The organism is Nitratireductor sp. GZWM139 (genome assembly GCF_030068685.1).
In the GTDB taxonomy this organism is placed as follows: Bacteria; Pseudomonadota; Alphaproteobacteria; order Rhizobiales; family Rhizobiaceae; genus Nitratireductor; species Nitratireductor aquimarinus.
In genome coordinates this window covers 64,779-83,809 of the sequence record NZ_JAMQML010000019.1, presented here as the reverse complement: position 1 = coordinate 83,809, position 19,031 = coordinate 64,779, and the positions used below count along the sequence as shown (strand labels likewise).

Here is a 19,031-nt window from a genome sequence, read left to right as displayed (position 1 = left end):
CTTAGCAAAGCTGCAGAACTGTCCGAAAAAGTGGGACCACTTCAGTGCGACGATCTGGGCCGAGAGGGGTGCGCAGCTCTGATTTGCCACCATTGAAGGGGCGAAGCTCTTTGGGGACGATCAGTCGAGCAAAATATCGCCCGTCACGATTCAGAAGATGCCTTACTTTACCCGCCATCCGTCGCACCCATTTTGTAACGAAGTTTGTAACATCGTTATGGACGGAAACCCTTTTGGGTCAAGGCTTTGTAGGGATTTCAAGGGGTTGGAATGGTGGGCGATGAGAGACTCGAACTCCCGACATCTTCGGTGTAAACGAAGCGCTCTACCAACTGAGCTAATCGCCCATTCCAAGCCGCTTCCTTTAGGTGCTTCGCGATCGGATCGCAAGTGGAAAAGAGCTTTTTCAGAGCGAATTCGAATAAGATCAAGAAAGTTTCACAAAGTGGGTTTGGGGCGCTTGACACTCCCGCAAGAACCCCCTAATTCAGCGCTCATCGACGCGTTGCTGCCACGGCAGAGCGCCTCAAGCGCGGGTGTAGCTCAGATGGTTAGAGTGCCGGCCTGTCACGCCGGAGGTCGCGGGTTCGAGCCCCGTCACTCGCGCCACTTCTCCTCTCCCTGGAGAAGTGGCGGCCGCGCTAAAGAGTGAAATACACTCTCTGCCAAATGGCTTCTTCTTCCTGATTTCAAAGCAGATTATCGCACCGCTCTCAATTGAGCCGGTTATCGGTTTTTGGTCCAATCGCTTGCTCTGCGTACGAATCGCCATGTGCGATTCGCAGCCACGCACGGGCGGGCCGCTTTTCTCTGATTTTTCTGATCTGACGCCGATTCACTCCCGGGTCGGCCACGCGAGCCGGCAATCCGTGATTCCATGTCGTCCTGTCAGGGCAGGGGCGTCAGCGGATCGTCGCCGTGTGGATTCTGTCAACACTCGGCGGAATGTCGCGCTGTTCGGCGGTCTGCACCAGATAAATGAAGGTAAGGACCGCGATCGTCGCCGGCGACAGAAGCAGGGCGGCGCGAAACAAAAAGGCTATTAGTTGGCTCGGTCTCATAATCCGCCAGCCTATGCCTCTAAATTTAATGGAATCTGCATAAGCCGATTAACCATAACCTCCACAGATCGCCACAGTCAGTTCGTTAGCCGACCTCTTAACCGGAGGGTGAGTTTTGGCCGATACTCTGATCTTCGATTGTAGATGGAGTTCGTATCTGTGCTGATTGGGCGGGAAGCCAGTGGGGCGCAAGCGGCAGTCCCGGGGTTCGGGCAAGTGCCGGCAGCGCTGTTGATCGGCGCGGTGGTCTTGTGCGCCTGTCTTGTCGGCATCTATACGCGCCCCGTCGATTTTCTGGCGACCGTCTGGCCCGCGAATGCGATCATGCTGGGAATGCTGTTGCGCTTTCCGGCGACCGCGAAGCCGTTTGGCTGGGGCATGGCGACGCTGGGCTTCCTCGCGGCAGACCTTCTGACCGGCTCGACCCTGTTCAAGACGCTGATTCTCACGGCCGCCAATCTTGTCGGTGTTGGCGGCGCTTATTTTCTGCTGCGGCGCTATTCGCGTGACACGATCCGCCTGAAAACGCCGGAATCGATTCCTCTGATGGTCGCGGCCATCGGATTCGGGGCTTTCCTTGCGGGCCTGGTGGGCGCGGTTGCCAATCCGGTTCTGTTCGGCGGCTCCTCGCTTGGCGGCTGGTCCTTCTGGTTCGTCACGGAATTCGCCAATTACGTGGCCATTCTCCCGGTCATGCTGACCGCCCGCCGGGTGTCGCTTCCCAAAAGCGCATCGCGCATGGATCTGCTGCGCCTGACGCTTCCGGCGCTGGCGCTCGTCGCATCCTGCGCGGTCAGCGTGCAGATCGGCGGGCCGGGCGCCATCGCGTTCCCGGTTCCGGCTCTGCTTTGGAGCGCCATTGTCTATCCGCGCTTCCTCACCGTGCTTCTGACTTCGATCTTCAGCTTCTGGAGCCTGTTGGCGCTGTCGGCCGGCTATTTCCCCAATGTGGTGGATGTGACGACCGAGAGCGGACTGATTTCCATGCGGCTCGGCGTCAGCCTGATTGCGCTTGCGCCGATGATGCTGGCGAGCGCCATGGCGAAGCAGAAGCGGCTTATCGGCGAGCTCTCGCATCTTGCGACCCACGACACGCTGTCCGGCGTTTTCAACCGCGGGGCGTTTCAGGAAGAAGCGGCGACAGCCATCCGCTCGCTCAACCGCTTCTCCCAGCCCTTTGCGGCCCTGATGATCGACATCGACCACTTCAAGGCGATCAATGACAGATACGGGCACGCGGCCGGGGATCAGGTGATCGCCATCGCGGCTGCCCGCATCAATGCCTGCCTGCGCCGCAATGACATTGTCGGCCGGGTGGGCGGCGAGGAATTCGCGGTTCTTCTTTCCAAATGCCGTCGCAGCGAGGCGCTGGAGGTGGCCGAGCGAATTCGCAGCGTCTTCGCCCAGACCATGACCCTCAACGACGACACGATCTCCCTGACCGTCACTCTGAGCGTCGGGCTTGCCGCGAGCGAAGGCGCATCCGTGGATCTGGATACCCTTCTGGAGAAGGCCGACGGCGCGCTCTACCGGGCGAAGGATCTGGGGCGCAACCGCATCGAGGTTCATCAGCTGCATCGCGACGAGGATGCTGCCTGAGAAATGCGCAGGCTCGGCTGTCTGGCGACCGGATGTTCGAGTTTGTTTTGATTCCCACATAAATCGTTATTTCTGCGGTTACTGAACGCCGGCTAACCTCCGGGCGAAGATTCTGTCGAGGAGATTGCCATGCTGTCCCGTTTAGCCATCACTCTGGCCTGCGCTTCCGCGCTCATGGCCGCGCCTGTCATGCTGTCCGGCTCCAACCTGTCGCCATCGGCCTTCTCGGTCGATGCGCTCGCCAAGGGCGGCGGTAATGGCGGTGGCAACGGTGGCGGAAACGGCGGCGGCAATGGTGGTGGAAACGGCGGCGGGCATGGCGGCGGGCATGGCGGCGGCAGCGGCAAGAGCCAGGCCGGCAAATCCCATGGCGGCGGCAATGGCGCGGCGCGCTCCGGCGTCCGGCGCGGATCGGAACGCGCAAACCAGAACGCGCGCGGTCAGGGCAACAAAGGCATTGGCGGCTTCATCGACAATGTCGTCGGTGCTGCGCGCAACGCTCTTGGCGGCAAACGAGAAGCGCCAGGCAAGGCGCAGCGCGCGGCGCGGCCTGCTTCCAAGCAGAAAACCCGCACGGCGCGCGCCTACCGCCCCGCTCAGGTTCTGCCGGCAAGCGCACCGGTGCCGCAGGCGCGGCCGGAACGTCCGCGCAACTTCAACGCCAAGCTCGCGGGGCTGAATTCGCTGAACCGCAACTATCATGCCTATCTGAACGCCAGTGACCCGCGCATGACGGCGATCCGGGCCTATGTTCTTGCATCGGCGGAGGCCGAGATGCTCGGGGCCGATATCGAGGAACTGGAAGCCAGGGCTGCCGCAGCCGCTGAGGCCGTTCAGGCGATGACCGCCGGGATCGAAGCCCATGACGGGTTCGATTATCAGGGTCTCGGCACCGAAGACCTCGAGGCGCGTCTTGATGCACTCGATGCCGTCGATGCAGAAGCGCTTTCCGAGGAGGACGCCGCACTGCTCGAGGCCGAGCGCGCAGCACTTGAGGATGCGCTTGCCAGCGACGCCTATGCTTCGCTCGTGGAGGTGGAAGGCGATCTCGATGAAGCGCAGGCCAGGGCCGACGCCTATGAAGGCGAGACCGACGATCAGGCGCTCACCGAAGCGCTTCTGGCGGCGGCCAATCCCAACCGTGTCGAAGAGTATGGCGCTGACGCCTATGTCGACGACGAAATGCTGAGCTGGGCGAAAGACCTGCTCGGCGTTGGCGAGGCGGAAGGCAAGATCGACGAGGTGCGCGAAAGCCTTGAGGCTGAAGGGCAGGAACAGCCGGACGGTGAACAGGCTGAAGGCGAGCAGGCGGATGCTGAAGGAGAGGGCGAGGAAGAGGTGATTGCAGCCCAATAGCTGACGCCATTCTCTTTCCGGGCTTGAAAGGCTCAGGCTGCCTCCCCATATCAGCGTGGTCGGCAGCCGGGCCGGCGCGGGACGTCCTGCAAGATATGTGGTGAGGTTCCCCGACCGGTTGCTGTATTCGACCCGGAAGACCGTGTGGTGACCATGAAGGTACCGGCACCCTCGAAAGTCACGGGAACGAAGGAAGCGGGCTCAGGCCCGCTTTTTTGTTGTCTGGAAGCAGGCCCGCGCCCTGTGTTGCATCGTTCGGTGCGCCGGGCCGGCTTTTCAGCCGGCGCACAATCACGTTGTCACTTACATTAGAGGCGTCACATGCATCAGAGGCCGAGAATGCGTTTCGCTTCTCCGAGGCTCTGCATGGAAGCCGCGTGGTCACCGGCCTCGTGCTGGACCTGACCCTGTGCGCGCAGTTCTTCCACACGCGCCCTGTCGCCGTCCGACAGCGATGCGACCTGCATCGCCTCATCGATTTCCGACATCAGGATCGGGCATGAGTTTGCGAGCGCGCTGGCCGGCATGAAAAGGGCGAGCGCGGCAATGAGTGCAAGGCGTTTCATGATCTCCTCCACTTGGGCCACACGGTGTTTGTGTTGATAGCCTGCCGTGTGGCGGGAAGCCGGTATCATACACGCTTGAGCGCTTCGCTCCAATGCTGGCCCTATCGATTGCGCCAGGCGGATGGAGAAAGTCCCGTGGCTTTTTTGAAGGCGCGGCTGAAGGCGGTCTGCTCGATGACCAGCAGTTCGAACGGCTTCTTGAAGAGAGCGAGGCAGCGCTCGCACCCTTCAGGCAGGCGGATGGTTCTGTGGTGTTCGACATGCCGGCGCTCATCCTGCGCGCCACGGCGATCTGACAGAAGCCCCGCCGGCGCGCCTATTTGCGCGCCATACGGGTTTCGCGAAGAACGATATAGACGCCGCTGGCAATGATGATGGCCGCGCCCACATAGGTCCAGCCGTCGGGCAGTTCGCCCCAGACCAGCCAGCCCAGCAGGCTTGCCCAAAGAAGCGCGGTGTAATCGAAGGGCGCGACGATGGCGGCAGGGGCGAGGCGGAACGCATGGCCGATCAGCGTTATGCCAATGGAGCCGAACACCGCCATGCCGAGGAAAAGCGGCAGGTGATCAAGCGCAAGCGGCTGCCACTCCATCGCCACAACGGGCGTGGCGTAGATGAGCGGAAACAGCGCCACATAGAACATCATCGTCCAGACATTCTCCTCGCGTCCGACCCAGCGCGCGCTGATCATGAACAGCGCGTAGCAGAAGGCCGTCCCGACGATGAACAGCGAGGCTGGCTGGAAGGCTTCCGCCCCCGGTCGCACAATCACCAGAACACCGGCAAAGCCGACGCACACGGCCAGCCAGCGCCGCCAGCCCACATGCTCACGCAGAAGCGGCACCGAGAGCGCGGTGATGAAGATCGGCGCGGCAAAGACCAGCGATGTGGCTTCGGCCAGCGGCAGCGTGGCGAGACCGCGAAAGAAAGCGTAGCTTCCAAGCACCATCACGAAGCCACGGGCCGCGTGGACGGCCAGATGCCGCGTGCGGATCGCCGGCAGGCCCTGCGTGGCGATGATGAAGGCGGCGATCATTGGCACGGCCAGAATGTTGCGCCAGAACACGATGTGCAGCGGGCCGTAATGGGCGGTAAGCCATTTCGCCATGGCGTCGTTGAACACAAGGCAAAGCACGCCAAGGCAAATGGTGGCAATGGCCGGTCCGGGGCTGTTTCGGGCGTCTGCGGTCTCAACGGTCATGGGGTATGGGTCTCCAGCCAGGACTGCACGACCGGGTCGTCTGCCTCGGTCAGGAAGTGGCCTGCCGCCACCGTTTCCACGGTCACCGTCGCGCCGGCGGTGCTGAGCGTGTCGCACAGGGCCTGCGGCTGCCGGGTCAGGCGGTCTTCCGCACCGACGACCATCAACACCTCAACGCCCGTAAGATCGGCCTCTGGTGATTCCTCCAGCACATCCATCGGACGGATAAGCACCGCTTTGCGCACCCAGCCCGGGTGAAGCCGCATGAAGGCGGCCAGAAAATTCGCTCCGTTGGAATAGCCCATATGCACCGTGTTGGAGGCTTTGACCCCATAGGCGGCGGCAGCGCCTTCGCAGAAGGCTTCAAAGGCTTCCGCCTCGGAGCGAATGTCGGCCTGATCGAAGCGCATCTGCGGCAGGCGGCGGAACCAGCGCGCTGCACCTTCCTCGGTGGCCCTACCGCGCACCCCCAGAAGCGTGGCGTGCGGGGCCGTGCGTGCGGCAAGCGGCATCAGGCTGGTCTCCGTGCCGCCGGACCCATGCAGAAGCACGATGTGCCCGCCATCGGGCGTTTCTGGCGTGTGGAAACGGTGCACGAATGGAAGCTCACGATAGATCACGCGCGGTTCGCCGGGCATCGCGAATTGCGGCAGCACCACGCGGAAGGCATCTTCATCCCCGGCCGGGGCCTGCGGAATGAAAAGCGTGCTTCCCAGCGTCTCCTGCGGCTCATCCACGCCCATTCCCGGCGCATCGGTTGCCATCTCGACGAGAACGCCGCCTGGCTCGCGGGCATAAAGCGAGGTGAAATATTTGCGATCATGGATCGTGGTGGGTGTCGCATTGCTGCGCCTGAGGCTCGCCTCGGTCGCTTCCAGCGCCTGTTCGGAAGTTGCGCGAAGGGCGATGTGGTCGACCGTGCCAGCGCCCGGCGCGCTTGACCAGAAACCCTGCACATTGCGCAGATCAAGCGCGTCGCCCGTGTCGGAGACAAGGCGTTCGATGGCACCGTCGCTCATTCCTGGGCGATAGCCGAAATGCGTGGTGAAGAAGGCGCGCGTCAGATCCTGCTCCTCGGTGAAGAGCGTCGCGCTGCGCAGATTGCCGACTGCATGTTCCGGCGGAATGCCGTCAGCCGCCCAGGGGGCTGCATGGCGCAGTCCGGCAACGCCCACGAGTTTGATGATGATCCCGTCTGGATCCTTCAGCCGCAGCACGGGTTCGCCCAGCTCGTTGCGCGGTCCCTCCGGCCTGAGGCCGGCGGCGAGCGCGCGCGTCAGCCAGAAGCCGATGCTCTCCGGTTGAATGGCGAGTGCGAACTCACCGATCTGGCCATAGCCTGCGCGGCCCGGCGCACCGTCTTCCCAGACAAGAAAGGTAACGAGCGAGCCCGGCGTGCCGGCCGCGTCGCCATAGAACAGGTGCAACTGCTCGGCATCCTCGAAACCCGCCGTCTGCTTGACCAGCCGCAGCCACAGAAAACCGGCATAGAAATCCACATTGGCCTGCACCTTGCGGGTTATCAGCGTGATGTGATGGATGCCGCTGCTCATGGTCTGTTCTTTCTGCGAAACTGCACTCGATTGTCTGGAAGGTGGCACCGGCGCCCGTCGGCGTCCAGATGGCATTGGTGCGGCACTTCCGCAAGCCAGCGTGAAGCTCAATAAAAAAAGCCCCGCAACGCTGGTTGCGGGGCAGTTTTGGACGGTCTGCTTGGGTAATTACTGAACTAGGACCGGCCGTTCGCAGCTGACACCGGTGACCCGAACATCGGCTTCGCCGATCTTCACGCCGGCAAGCGCCAGCACATTGTAGAGAAGTTCGTCGATGGGGGCTGTCAGGCCCGCCAGAAGCGTTTTCACGGTTCCCTGCACCAGAGGGCCGTTCAGGAGCGTGCCGCCCAGCAGCGAGCCGCCCAGAACCTTTGCCTCCAACTGAAGGTTTTCGAGCAGCGAGCCGGTCACCGAGCCCAGAAGGTTGCGCGTGGACACACTCTTCACACGCGCCTGATGAATGTCGGAATCGGAAAACCGAAGCCGCGACGGGCGCAGGTTCTGTCCCTCGATATGGGCCATGCCTTCGAGCGAGATGGAGAGCAGCCCGTCGACATCGATCATCTTGGCCGGGGTCACGCGCGCTTCCTCCGAGAATGTCGACAGAACGCTGTCGTCCACCTCGCCGAGCGCCACTTCCAGAACGCCGGGCATGGCGTCGATGGTGACGCTGCCGCTGTTGGGCGAGGAGGGGCTGCACTGAATGTCGGCAAGCCGCGCCTCGGCATGGGCGACTTCCACATAGAGCGGCACGCGAAGCTTGGTGCGCAGGACGATCAGGTTGATGTCGAGTTCAAACGAGACCTTCAGCCGGGTCTGCGCCGTTCTTACGGCGGTTCCGATCGGGCCGAGCGCGTGGCTTGGCGTACCCACCGGCGGTTCGCCGATCGCCAGGCTGACGGAAAGATTCGTCAGTGGCGGCAGGCTGAGCCCCGTGTCGACGGCAATCTGGTTTTCGCCATTGGCGAGTGCCGCTGCCGCCGTGATGATCTCCAGAACGCCGATCTTCATGTCCCATGGCGCGTCTGTCGCCAGTGTCAGGGCATTCTTGGCGTCGAGATTGAGGATGCGGTCCAGCCGGATCGTTTCGGCGTTTTTGGACGTGGCTGTCTCAAGCGTCTTGAGCACGGTCTGCACCGTGGGCGGAACGCCGCTTGTCAGCCGGATCGTGGACAGAAGTTGCGGCAGCGTCAGATCCGTTGCCAGGATCTCGTCATAGGTGAGGGCGGTCAGGTCCAGCCTTGTCGCCAGTGTCTGTATGAAGGCGAGCACATCGACATCCGCGTCGAGCAGCGCCTCATAGTCCATCGCCTTGAGTGAGATCGTTGTGCCCAGAAGGCCGCCAAGAAGGCTGTTGAGAATGCCTCCGTTCAGGCTGGCGAGGCGGGAGCCGACCGAAAAGCCGGCCAGTTTCTCCGACGAGGCCGTTCCAACGGCGAAGAGCTCGGGCGCATCGGTGAAGAGAGACCCGAAATAGATGTTGCCTTCCTTCCGGATCGTCACCTTGGCGGCGTCCGGCGAGGTCTCCATCTCCACAAAGCGCAGATTTGCGGCGATTGACGGGTCGGGATAGTAGCGACCACGTACAAGCCTGGCGACGCCGCGCTTTTGCTGGTCGATATACTCTTTTTCCGTCAGATATCGCTCATCAAGCAGGAGGCCGTCTTCGGTCTCGACTGCAATGTTGTGGTTGTTGAGCGCGAAGAACTTCGCCACCGCTTCTTCCGCGTTGACGATGTCTGCCGCCGCCACGATGGAGGCAAGGTCCGCCGCCTTTTGCAGCTTGCGGTCCTGAAGCGTGAGATTGCCATAATCGACTGCAAGCGCCAGGCAGCCGATCATGATCGGCAGGAAGAGCGCGAACAGCGTCGCGACATTGGCCCTGGTGTCTCTCACAAAGCGGCGGGCGAGGGGAAGCAGCGCCCGCATCTCAGAGGCCTCCGAGCCGGATGGTCGAGAAACCGACAATCTCCTTGTCCGGCATCGCATATGAATAGAGCGACCAGATCGGCAGATCGCTGGCGTCGTATTTGACGGTTACCGTAAACTGGTTTGGATTACCGGCATCGTCAGCGACATCGATGTTGAACTTCTCGGCATTGATGAACGGGTGGTCCATCATCGACTGCTCAATGAAGTCGCGTGCGATTGTCTGCCGCTCGGTCTGGGAAAGACCGGCAACCGCCGCTCGCGCCGCGTCGGCGCTCACCTGTTGCACGGAGTGCGATGCGCTCAGATAGATCCCATAGGCGATCATCGAGAAGACCGTCAGGAAAAACACAGGTGCGATGATCGCGAATTCGAGAGCTGCCTTGCCGTCCGATCGGTCCAGAAATTTTCTGATAATTCTTTTTGTCATTCCAATACTCCCAAGCCCGGCATCAGGATTCAGGAGCAAAATTAAACAAAGAATAAAGCGAGCTATAAACTTGTAGTATAGGTCTATGCAATCTGGGGTTTAATTTTAAATTGAAAGCAACCCTAGATAAATATATTTCAACAATCTACAGGACAACTCAAGGTTATGCAAGTAATGATTGCGGGAGAATGCTCTGCGCCTCGATGCCCGGTTTTGCGCGGGTTTGTGCAGGGCGCATGTATCTGTCGGCTTCATCCAAAGATTGAAAAAAGACACCAATTTCCGGATTTGAACAAATGTCGCGTAAAGAGCGGCTTTTTGCTTCTCTCGCGTATAAAGCGTTGTGAAAAGGGCCAAAAAAAGAGCGTGGATTTGACAGTAAGATAGCCGGAGGTTGCATTTTCTGTTTCCTGAAACCGTTCCGGCTAAGCAAATTCCGTGGCTCAGGCCGCCTTTTTGTACGCGATGAGAGCAGAGGCAAGATCACCTCGCTCCATGATGGAAACGCTCTCCAGTTCCAGCCAGTTGGCGAACCGCTGTAGTTCACAAGACAAGGCCTCCGCCGTTTCTGCCGGCGCATGCGGTTCGGCATGGGCCGCCTGGACCAGAAGCGTGCGTCTGGCGCGGTCGGCCTTCAGGTCGACGCGGGCGACGATACGGTCGCCCATGAGAAACGGCAGCACGTAATATCCATGCACGCGCTTGTGGGCCGGCGTGTAGATCTCGATGCGGTAGCGGAAGCCGAAGATGCGTTCGGCGCGGTCGCGCTCCCAGACCACGGGATCGAAGGGCGAGAGCAGGGCGGGCCTGTCGACGCGACGCGGAAGCTTTGCGTCCCGGTGCAGATAGGCCGTGTTGCGCCAGCCCGTAATCTCGACCGGCAGCAGCGCGCCGGCCTCCACCAGTTCTGCAACGCGGGCCTGCGAGTCGGCCGGTTTCAGGCGAAAATAGTCGCGCAGGTCCGGTTCGGTGGCGACACCCAGTGCACGTGCGGCAATCTCCACCAGCGCGCGCTGCGCATCGTCTTCGCGTGGTGTGGGCGTGTCGAGCACGCTCTGCGGCAGCACGCGCCCGGGCAGATCGTAGAGCCTCTCGAAGCTCGGGCGGCGTGAATGCGTGGTGATGCGGCCGCACCAGAACAGCCATTCCAGCGCCTTCTTGGTCTTGCTCCAGCCCCACCAGCCGCCATCGCCCCGGTCGCCGCCGAAAGCCGAGGCGGCAATCGGGCCTTCGTCTGCGACGCGCTCATATACATGCTCAATGAAGGCGTTTTCTTCACGGGCGAACCGCACGAGCCCCTTGTAGACACCCTGGCCGCGCGCCGCCCGCTCCATGCGCCAGCGCATCAGGGGCTGTGTCTCCACAGGGAGGAGCGAAGCTTCATGCGCCCAGTATTCAAAGAGCATGCGCGGCTTTCTGGACTGGGCGCGCTCCAGAAGTTCGACGGGGTAGGGGCCGAGTCGCGCATAAAGCGGCATCAGATGGGCGCGCGCGACGACATTCACCGAGTCGATCTGCAGAAGGCCGGTTCGTGCAAGCGTGCGCCTTAGATGCTGCCTCTCCACACCGTTTGCCGGCGCAGCAGTGGAAAACCCCTGGGCTCCGAGGGCAATTCGCCGCACCTCGGCGGGCGTGAGTCGCTGCTTTCTCATGGGCTTTGCCGAATTCGCGTGTCCAATATACACAAGACGTAGCGTTTCGTTTCCGGCCGCGCCACCCGACAGGCTTCGCAGCCGCAACCTCTCCTGACAGGACGATGACAGGGCGGAGGTAACTCTTTACACACCGATTTTATGCGTTAAGTCCGCTCATGAAACGCGGCGAAACCGTGTGGGGCAGGCGAAAAACGGCGGAAATGCTTTAGACAATGCCGCATTCTCGCCAATGTTTGACTTGCTTCGCCAAGCGCCCTGCGCTAACCCTCGCCGCGTTGCAACATGAGCCTAGCCTTGCTGCCTCGGCTAGCGGCGCACAAACCCCGGTTACGGGCCTTTGATACGCAGCCTCGCCCGCGGCGGGCAACGGAAAGTCGGACCATGAATGAGCTTCTGAGTTCATACCTACCTATCGTTATTTTCATCGGCGTCGCCCTCGTCGTCGCAATTGCGCTTGTGGTTGCCCCGTTCCTGGTGGCCTACCGCAACCCGGATCCGGAGAAGCTGTCGGCCTATGAGTGCGGCTTCAACGCATTCGACGACGCGCGCATGAAATTCGACGTGCGCTTCTATCTGGTGGCGATTCTGTTCATCATCTTCGATCTGGAAGTCGCGTTCCTCTTCCCGTGGGCGGTGGCGTTCGGCGAAATCGGCTGGCTTGGCTTCTGGTCTATGATGGTGTTCCTCGGTGTTCTGACCATCGGCTTCATCTACGAATGGAAGAAGGGAGCGCTGGAATGGGATTGAACAACGGCACGCTCGTGGCGCCCCAGCCCAAGGGGCTGATCGACCCCCGCACCGGTAATCCGGTCGGCGCGGACGATCCGTTTTACACGGGCCTCAACAACGAGCTTTCCGACAAGGGCTTCATCGTCACGTCGTCGGAAGCGCTGATCACCTGGGCGCGCACCGGCTCGCTCATGTGGATGACCTTCGGTCTGGCCTGCTGCGCCGTCGAGATGATGCACATCTCCATGCCGCGCTACGATGCAGAGCGTTTCGGCATCGCGCCGCGCGCTTCACCGCGCCAGTCCGACGTGATGATCGTCGCCGGCACGCTGACCAACAAGATGGCGCCTGCGCTCCGCAAGGTCTACGACCAGATGCCGGAGCCGCGTTACGTCATCTCCATGGGCTCGTGCGCCAATGGCGGCGGCTACTATCACTATTCCTATTCGGTGGTGCGCGGCTGCGATCGCGTCGTGCCTGTCGATATCTATGTGCCCGGCTGCCCGCCCACGGCGGAAGCGCTGCTTTACGGCATTCTTCTTCTCCAGAAGAAGATCCGTCGCACCGGCACGATCGAACGTTAGAGGCGAGCATGAGCGAAGCGCTGAAGGACCTGGCGGCATACGTCACGGAAAAGCTCGACGCCCAGATTCAGGATGCGGTCGTCGCCTATGGCGAGCTGACCTTCCTGGTCGAGCCGGGTGACATCGTCGATGTGCTCAACTTTCTGAAGAACGACGTGCAGTGCCAGTTCTTCGCCTTTGTCGACATTGCAGGCGCGGATTATCCGGCGCGCGAGAAGCGGTTCGAGGTGGTCTACCATCTCCTGTCGCCGCGCCAGAACCAGCGCGTTCGCGTCAAGGTGTCGACGGATGAGGACACGCCGGTGCCGTCGGTCGTGGAAGTGTTTCCCGCCGCCGACTGGTATGAGCGTGAAACCTACGACATGTACGGCGTTCTGTTTACCGGCCATCCGGACCTGCGCCGCCTTCTGACCGATTACGGTTTCGAAGGGCATCCGCTCCGCAAGGACTTCCCGCTGACCGGCTTTGTCGAGGTCCGCTATGATGACGAGCTGAAGCGCGTCGTCTACGAGCCCGTCAATCTGAGGCAGGAATTCCGCAATTTCGATTTCCTCTCGCCGTGGGAAGGGACGGATTACGTCCTGCCCGGTGATGAGAAGGCGAAAGACTAGAGGTTGGGCAGCGCCAGATGACTGAGCACTCCGTCCGCAATTTCAACATCAACTTCGGCCCGCAGCATCCGGCGGCCCACGGCGTTCTGCGTCTGGTGCTGGAACTCGACGGCGAGGTGGTGGAACGAGTCGATCCGCATATCGGTCTGCTGCACCGCGGCACCGAAAAGCTGATGGAGCACAAGACCTATCTGCAGGCCGTGCCCTATCTGGACCGTCTCGATTACGTCGCGCCGATGAACCAGGAGCATGCCTATGCCCTGGCGATCGAGCGTCTGCTCGACATTCAGGTGCCGATCCGCGGACAGCTTATCCGCGTTCTCTATTCCGAGATCGGCCGTATTCTGAACCATCTCCTGAACGTCACCACACAGGCGATGGACGTGGGCGCGCTCACCCCGCCGCTGTGGGGCTTCGAGGAACGCGAAAAGCTGATGGTGTTCTATGAGCGGGCCTGTGGCGCGCGCATGCACGCAGCCTATTTCCGTCCCGGCGGCGTTCATCAGGACATTCCCGACCAGCTGGTCGAGGACATCGGCAAGTGGATCGATCCGTTCCACAAGACGCTGGACGATCTCGACAGCCTTCTGACCGGCAACCGCATCTTCAAGCAGCGTAACGTCGACATCGGCGTCGTGACGCTGGAAGAAGCATGGGCCTGGGGCTTCTCGGGCGTTATGGTGCGTGGTTCGGGCGCTGCATGGGATCTGCGCAAGAGCCAGCCCTATGAGTGCTATCCGGAGATGGAATTCGACATTCCGATCGGCAAGAACGGCGACTGCTACGACCGCTATCTCATCCGTATGGAAGAGATGCGCCAGTCGGCGAAGATCATGCGCCAGTGCGTTGATCGTCTTCTTGGCAAGGAGCGTGTCGGCCCGGTTTCCAACACCGACGGCAAGGTCGTCCCGCCCAAGCGTGGCGAGATGAAGCGGTCGATGGAAGCGCTGATCCATCACTTCAAGCTCTACACCGAAGGCTACCACGTCCCCGCGGGCGAGGTTTACGCGGCTGTGGAAGCGCCCAAGGGCGAGTTCGGCGTCTATCTGGTCTCCGACGGCTCCAACAAGCCCTATCGCTGCAAGCTGCGCGCACCGGGCTTTGCTCATCTCCAGGCCATGGATTTCCTGTGCCGCGGCCATCTTCTGGCCGACGTCGCCGCCGTTCTTGGCTCCCTCGACATCGTGTTTGGTGAGGTAGACAGATAAATGTCAGTCCGCCGTCTCGCAGACGAAGCCGTCCAGCCCGAAAGCTTCGCATTCTCCTCCGCCATGAGCGGGGAGGTGAAGCGCTGGCTGGGCAAATACCCGCAGGACCGCAAGCAGTCGGCGGTGATCCCGCTGCTCATGCTGGCGCAGGAGCAGGAAGGCTGGGTCACGCGCGCAGCCATCGAGCATGTCGCAGAAATGCTGGACATGCCGCTGATCCGTGTTCTGGAAGTGGCGACCTTCTACACCCAGTTCCAGCTCGCGCCCGTTGGCACGCGCGCCCACATTCAGGTCTGCGGCACCACGCCGTGCATGCTGCGTGGTTCGGGCGAGCTCATCGAGCTGTGCAAGAAGAAGATCAATCCCGAGCCGTTCCACCTCAATGAGGAAGGCACGCTGTCGTGGGAAGAAGTCGAGTGCCAGGGCGCATGCGTCAACGCACCGATGGTCATGATCTTCAAGGACACCTATGAGGATCTGACGCCGCAGCGTCTCGAAGAGATCATCGATGCATTCGAGGCAGGCAAGGGCGACACGATCGAACCCGGTCCGCAGATCGACCGCATCTTCTCCGGTGCGGCTGGCGGTCTGACCGCGCTGACCGACGAGAAGGCCGTCACCGGCAAGGCGAAGGCTTCCTCTTCCAGGGCAGCCGCCACCGGGACGAAGGTTCCGCCGTCTCAGGCAGCCAAGCCCGACACGTATGCAACCGTGACCGATCCGGCCATCAAATCGCCGTCGCCGGTCAAGGCCGACAATGGTGCGACCTCTGCAACCGCCAAGAGCGCGCCGCAGAAGGCCGCGAAGCCGAGCCTTGAAGACAAGAACCGCCCCGAAGGCATTGAGCGTCCGGCTGAAACGGACGATCTGAAGCTGATTTCCGGCGTCGGTCCGAAGATCGAAGGCATTCTGCACGAGATCGGCATTTTCACCTTTGCGCAGGTCGCCAAGTGGAAGAAGGCCGAGCGCGAGTGGGTTGACGGATATCTGAGTTTCCATGGCCGCATTGAGCGCGACGACTGGGTCAAGCAGGCCAAGGCGCTCGCCAAGGGCGGCGAAGCCGAATACATCAAGGTCTTCGGCAAGAAGCCGAGGTGAGGGACGAAGCCATGCTCGCTGACAAGGACCGCATCTTTACCAATATCTACGGCCAGTTCGACCGTTCGCTGAAGGGCGCGCAGTCGCGCGGCCTCTGGGACAACACGAAGGGACTGGTCGACAAGGGCCGCGACTGGATCATCAACGAGATGAAGGCTTCGGGCCTGCGCGGGCGCGGTGGCGCCGGCTTCCCGACCGGTCTCAAATGGTCGTTCATGCCGAAAGAGCCGGGCGACCGTCCGCATTACCTCGTCGTCAATGCCGACGAGTCGGAGCCGGGCACCTGTAAAGACCGCGACATCATGCGCCACGATCCGCACACGCTGATCGAGGGCTGCCTGATCGCTGGCTTCGCCATGGGCGCGCACACCGCATACATCTATGTGCGTGGCGAATTCGTGCGTGAGCGCGAGGCGCTCGAGCGCGCCATCGCCGAGTGCTACGACGCGGGCCTTCTGGGCAAGAACAACAAGTGCGGCTGGGACATGGACGTCTTCGTTCATCACGGCGCCGGCGCTTATATCTGCGGTGAGGAAACCGCGCTGCTCGAAAGCCTTGAAGGCAAGAAGGGCCAGCCGCGTCTCAAGCCGCCATTCCCGGCCAATGTCGGTCTCTATGGCTGCCCGACCACCGTGAACAACGTCGAATCCATCGCCGTTGCGCCGACCATTCTGCGCCGCGGCGCGTCCTGGTTCTCCTCCTTCGGGCGTGAGAACAACAAGGGCACGAAGCTCTTCTGCATCTCCGGTCACGTGAACACGCCGTGCACGGTGGAAGAAGAGATGTCGATCCCGTTCCGCGAGCTGATCGAACGCCATTGCGGCGGCATTCGCGGCGGCTGGGACAATCTCCTCGCAGTCATTCCGGGCGGTTCTTCGGTGCCGCTGGTGCCGGCGCACGAGATCATTGACACGCCGATGGACTTCGACAGCCTGCGCGAGCTGAAGTCGGGTCTGGGCACCGCCGCCGTGATCGTCATGGACAAGTCCACTGACATCGTGAAGGCGATTGCGCGGCTCTCCTACTTCTACAAGCACGAGAGCTGCGGCCAGTGCACGCCGTGCCGTGAAGGCACCGGCTGGATGTGGCGTGTGATGGAGCGTCTGGTCGTCGGCCAGGCCCAGAAACACGAAATCGACATGCTGCTCGACGTGACGAAGCAGGTGGAAGGACACACGATCTGCGCCCTTGGCGATGCGGCTGCATGGCCGATCCAGGGTCTCGTGCGTCATTTCCGCCCGGAAATCGAGCGGCGTATCGACGAATTCACCCGCAATGGTCATCAGGTGCAGCCGGCACTGGTGGCAGCGGAATAAGAGTGAAGATTTTGCTCCGGAAGGGGCGAGAGGCAAGCGGACAGCGACCATGGCAAAATTGAAAGTCGACGGCACGGAGATCGAGGTTCCCGATCACTACACGCTGCTGCAGGCCGCCGAAGAGGCGGGCGCGGAGGTGCCGCGTTTCTGTTTTCATGAGCGTCTGTCGATCGCCGGCAACTGCCGTATGTGTCTGGTGGAAGTGAAGGGCGGACCGCCCAAGCCGGCCGCATCCTGCGCCATGGGCGTGCGCGATCTGCGTCCCGGCCCGAATGGCGAGCCGCCGGAAGTGTTCACCAACACGCCGATGGTCAAGAAGGCCCGCGAAGGCGTGATGGAGTTCCTGCTCATCAACCATCCGCTCGATTGCCCGATCTGTGACCAGGGCGGCGAGTGCGATCTGCAGGACCAGGCGATGGCCTTCGGCGTGGATTCTTCGCGCTACAAGGAAAACAAGCGCGCCGTCGAAGACAAATATATCGGACCGCTCGTGAAGACGATCATGACGCGCTGCATTCACTGCACGCGCTGCGTCCGCTTCACCACCGAAGTGGCCGGCATTTCCGAGCTTGGCCTGATCGGCCGCGGCGAGGATGCCGAGATCACCACCTATCTCGAGCACGCGATGACGTCCGAGCTGCAGGGCAACGTGATCGACCTTTGCCCGGTCGGCGCGCTGACCTCCAAGCCCTACGCCTTCCAGGCGCGTCCGTGGGAGCTGAACAAGACCCAGTCCATCGACGTGATGGATGCGGTCGGCTCGGCCATCCGCGTCGACACGCGTGGCCGTGAAGTCATGCGCGTCATGCCGCGCATCAATGAGGCGGTGAACGAGGAGTGGATCTCCGACAAGTCGCGCTTCATCTGGGACGGCCTGCGCACGCAGCGCCTCGACCGCCCCTATGTGCGCAAGGACAACCGTCTGCAGCCGGCCTCCTGGGGCGAGGCGTTCGACGCCATCGCCAGGGCCGTTTCCGCAACGACGTCCGACAGGATCGGCGCGATTGCCGGCGATCTGGCAGCCGTAGAGGAAATGTACGCGCTCAAGGCGCTGATGCAGTCGCTCGGTTCCCCGAACTACGATTGCCGTCAGGATGGCGCAGCACTCGATCCGGCGCTTGGCCGTGCAGGCTATGTGTTCAACCCGACCATCGAAGGCATCGAGGATGCTGACGCGCTTCTGATCATTGGCGCAAATCCGCGCTTCGAGGCTTCGGTTCTCAATGCCCGTATCCGCAAGCGCTGGCGCATGGGCGATTTCCCGGTCGGCGTGATCGGCGAGATGGGCGACCTGCGTTACGATTACGACATGCTCGGCACTGGAGCGGACACGCTGCAGGAGCTGGTGGACGGCAAGGGCAAGTTCGCTTCCGTTCTGAAGAAGGCAAAGCGGCCGATGATCGTGGTCGGGCAGGGGGCTCTGGCCCGCACCGACGGCACAGCCATTCTCGGTCTCGCAGCCAAGCTCGCCGGTTCCGTCAATGCCGTGTCCGACGAGTGGAACGGTTTTGCCGTTCTGCACACGGCGGCAGCCCGCGTCGGCGGTCTCGACCTCGGCTTCGTGCCGGGGCAGGGCGGCAAGGACGCGAATGGCATGATGGGCGCGCTGGACGTGCTCTTCCTGCTTGGCGCAGACGAAATCGACATGAACGCTATCGGCGACGCCTTCACCGTTTACATCGGCACCCATGGTGACGCCGGCGCACACCGCGCCGATGTCATCCTGCCGGCAGCCACCTATACGGAGAAGTCCGGCACCTATGTGAACACCGAGGGCCGGGTGCAGATGGGCAACCGCGCCGGTTTCGCACCGGGCGAGGCAAAGGAAGACTGGGCCATTCTTCGGGCGCTGTCCGATGTGCTTGGCCACAGGCTTCCGTTCGACTCGCTGGCTGCCCTGCGCGCCGCGCTTTATGCCGAATTCCCGCATTTCGCAGCCATCGACACGGTCGCTCCGGCCGATCCGGCTGCTATCGAGAAGCTCGCCAGGCTTGGCGGGCGTCTCACCAAGGCTCCCTTCACCTCGCCGGTGAAGGACTTCTATCTGACCAATCCGATTGCCCGCGCGTCGGCCGTCATGGCCGAATGTTCGGCGCTGGCGCGTGGCGAACTGAAACAGGCGGCCGAGTAGAGAC

Annotated in this window: 18 protein-coding genes and 2 tRNA genes; 12 read left to right on the top strand and 8 right to left on the bottom strand. The window is 61.9% G+C overall.

Annotated elements, in window-relative coordinates; all coding sequences use genetic code 11:
- Positions 1-271 precede the first annotated feature (271 nt).
- Positions 272-347 (bottom strand) — tRNA-Val (locus NDI72_RS19505).
- A 185-nt stretch (positions 348-532) separates the two neighbouring features.
- On the opposite strand from NDI72_RS19505, the gene NDI72_RS19500 reads away from it, so the two are divergent.
- The 4 genes from NDI72_RS19500 to NDI72_RS19485 all read left to right on the top strand — a co-directional run bounded on the left by NDI72_RS19500 (position 533) and on the right by NDI72_RS19485 (position 4,016).
- A tRNA-Asp gene (locus tag NDI72_RS19500) sits at positions 533-609 on the top strand.
- A gap of 20 nt (positions 610-629) precedes the next feature.
- A complete protein-coding gene (locus NDI72_RS19495; protein WP_283801506.1) occupies positions 630-1,046 on the top strand; it encodes a hypothetical protein in 417 nt (138 codons plus the stop codon).
- Between the two features lie 231 nt (positions 1,047-1,277).
- Entirely contained in the window at positions 1,278-2,660 is a 1,383-nt protein-coding gene (locus NDI72_RS19490; RefSeq protein ID WP_283801505.1) for a GGDEF domain-containing protein, read from the top strand.
- 129 nt (positions 2,661-2,789) lie between these two features.
- On the top strand, positions 2,790-4,016 hold the full coding sequence (locus NDI72_RS19485) for a hypothetical protein (protein WP_283801503.1): 1,227 nt from the start codon (positions 2,790-2,792) through the stop codon (positions 4,014-4,016).
- Positions 4,017-4,342: 326 nt separating this feature from the next.
- On the opposite strand, the gene NDI72_RS19480 is transcribed toward NDI72_RS19485, so the two are convergent.
- Positions 4,343-4,582: a PA2433 domain-containing protein gene (locus NDI72_RS19480; RefSeq protein WP_113154941.1), complete on the bottom strand. Its 240-nt coding sequence runs from the start codon at positions 4,580-4,582 to the stop codon at positions 4,343-4,345.
- Positions 4,583-4,674: 92 nt separating this feature from the next.
- On the opposite strand from NDI72_RS19480, the gene NDI72_RS19475 reads away from it, so the two are divergent.
- A complete protein-coding gene (locus tag NDI72_RS19475) occupies positions 4,675-4,878 on the top strand; it encodes a hypothetical protein (protein WP_283801501.1) in 204 nt (67 codons plus the stop codon).
- A gap of 20 nt (positions 4,879-4,898) precedes the next feature.
- Here NDI72_RS19475 and NDI72_RS19470 read toward each other — a convergent pair whose 3' ends face one another.
- From NDI72_RS19470 to NDI72_RS19445, 6 genes are all read right to left on the bottom strand, one after another.
- Positions 4,899-5,783 (bottom strand): DMT family transporter, encoded by an 885-nt coding sequence (locus tag NDI72_RS19470; RefSeq protein ID WP_206993517.1) that lies wholly within the window; start codon positions 5,781-5,783, stop codon positions 4,899-4,901.
- Complete coding sequence (locus NDI72_RS19465; protein ID WP_283801500.1) at positions 5,780-7,336, bottom strand: VOC family protein; 1,557 nt, start codon at positions 7,334-7,336, stop codon at positions 5,780-5,782. The genes NDI72_RS19470 and NDI72_RS19465 overlap by 4 nt, the downstream gene beginning before the upstream one ends.
- 168 nt (positions 7,337-7,504) lie before the next feature.
- Positions 7,505-9,265, bottom strand: a complete 1,761-nt coding sequence (locus NDI72_RS19460) for a pilus assembly protein TadG-related protein (RefSeq protein ID WP_283801499.1) — start codon at positions 9,263-9,265, stop codon at positions 7,505-7,507.
- A gap of 1 nt (position 9,266) precedes the next feature.
- On the bottom strand, positions 9,267-9,695 hold the full coding sequence (locus NDI72_RS19455; protein WP_283801497.1) for a TadE/TadG family type IV pilus assembly protein: 429 nt from the start codon (positions 9,693-9,695) through the stop codon (positions 9,267-9,269).
- A gap of 163 nt (positions 9,696-9,858) precedes the next feature.
- Entirely contained in the window at positions 9,859-10,095 is a 237-nt protein-coding gene (locus NDI72_RS19450; protein ID WP_283801496.1) for a hypothetical protein, read from the bottom strand.
- Positions 10,096-10,138: 43 nt separating this feature from the next.
- Positions 10,139-11,347, bottom strand: coding sequence for a winged helix-turn-helix domain-containing protein (locus tag NDI72_RS19445; protein WP_283801495.1), 1,209 nt, complete (start codon positions 11,345-11,347; stop codon positions 10,139-10,141).
- A gap of 384 nt (positions 11,348-11,731) precedes the next feature.
- Between NDI72_RS19445 and NDI72_RS19440 the strand changes: the two genes are divergently transcribed.
- The 7 genes from NDI72_RS19440 to nuoG are packed head-to-tail and all read left to right on the top strand — an operon-like array spanning position 11,732 to position 19,027.
- Entirely contained in the window at positions 11,732-12,097 is a 366-nt protein-coding gene (locus NDI72_RS19440; RefSeq protein WP_113154949.1) for an NADH-quinone oxidoreductase subunit A, read from the top strand.
- Positions 12,088-12,663: a NuoB/complex I 20 kDa subunit family protein gene (locus NDI72_RS19435; protein ID WP_113154950.1), complete on the top strand. Its 576-nt coding sequence runs from the start codon at positions 12,088-12,090 to the stop codon at positions 12,661-12,663. The genes NDI72_RS19440 and NDI72_RS19435 overlap by 10 nt, the downstream gene beginning before the upstream one ends.
- A gap of 8 nt (positions 12,664-12,671) precedes the next feature.
- The gene (locus NDI72_RS19430; RefSeq protein WP_113154951.1) at positions 12,672-13,274 is read left to right on the top strand and encodes an NADH-quinone oxidoreductase subunit C; all 603 of its coding nucleotides are present in this window, start codon (positions 12,672-12,674) and stop codon (positions 13,272-13,274) included.
- A 17-nt stretch (positions 13,275-13,291) separates the two neighbouring features.
- Positions 13,292-14,482 (top strand): NADH-quinone oxidoreductase subunit D, encoded by a 1,191-nt coding sequence (locus NDI72_RS19425; protein ID WP_113154952.1) that lies wholly within the window; start codon positions 13,292-13,294, stop codon positions 14,480-14,482.
- Positions 14,483-15,580, top strand: coding sequence for an NADH-quinone oxidoreductase subunit E (locus tag NDI72_RS19420; RefSeq protein ID WP_283801494.1), 1,098 nt, complete (start codon positions 14,483-14,485; stop codon positions 15,578-15,580).
- A gap of 11 nt (positions 15,581-15,591) precedes the next feature.
- Entirely contained in the window at positions 15,592-16,896 is a 1,305-nt protein-coding gene (nuoF, locus tag NDI72_RS19415; protein ID WP_113156261.1) for an NADH-quinone oxidoreductase subunit NuoF, read from the top strand.
- Between the two features lie 49 nt (positions 16,897-16,945).
- The gene (gene nuoG / locus NDI72_RS19410) at positions 16,946-19,027 is read left to right on the top strand and encodes an NADH-quinone oxidoreductase subunit NuoG (RefSeq protein ID WP_283801493.1); all 2,082 of its coding nucleotides are present in this window, start codon (positions 16,946-16,948) and stop codon (positions 19,025-19,027) included.
- Positions 19,028-19,031: the final 4 nt, after the last annotated feature.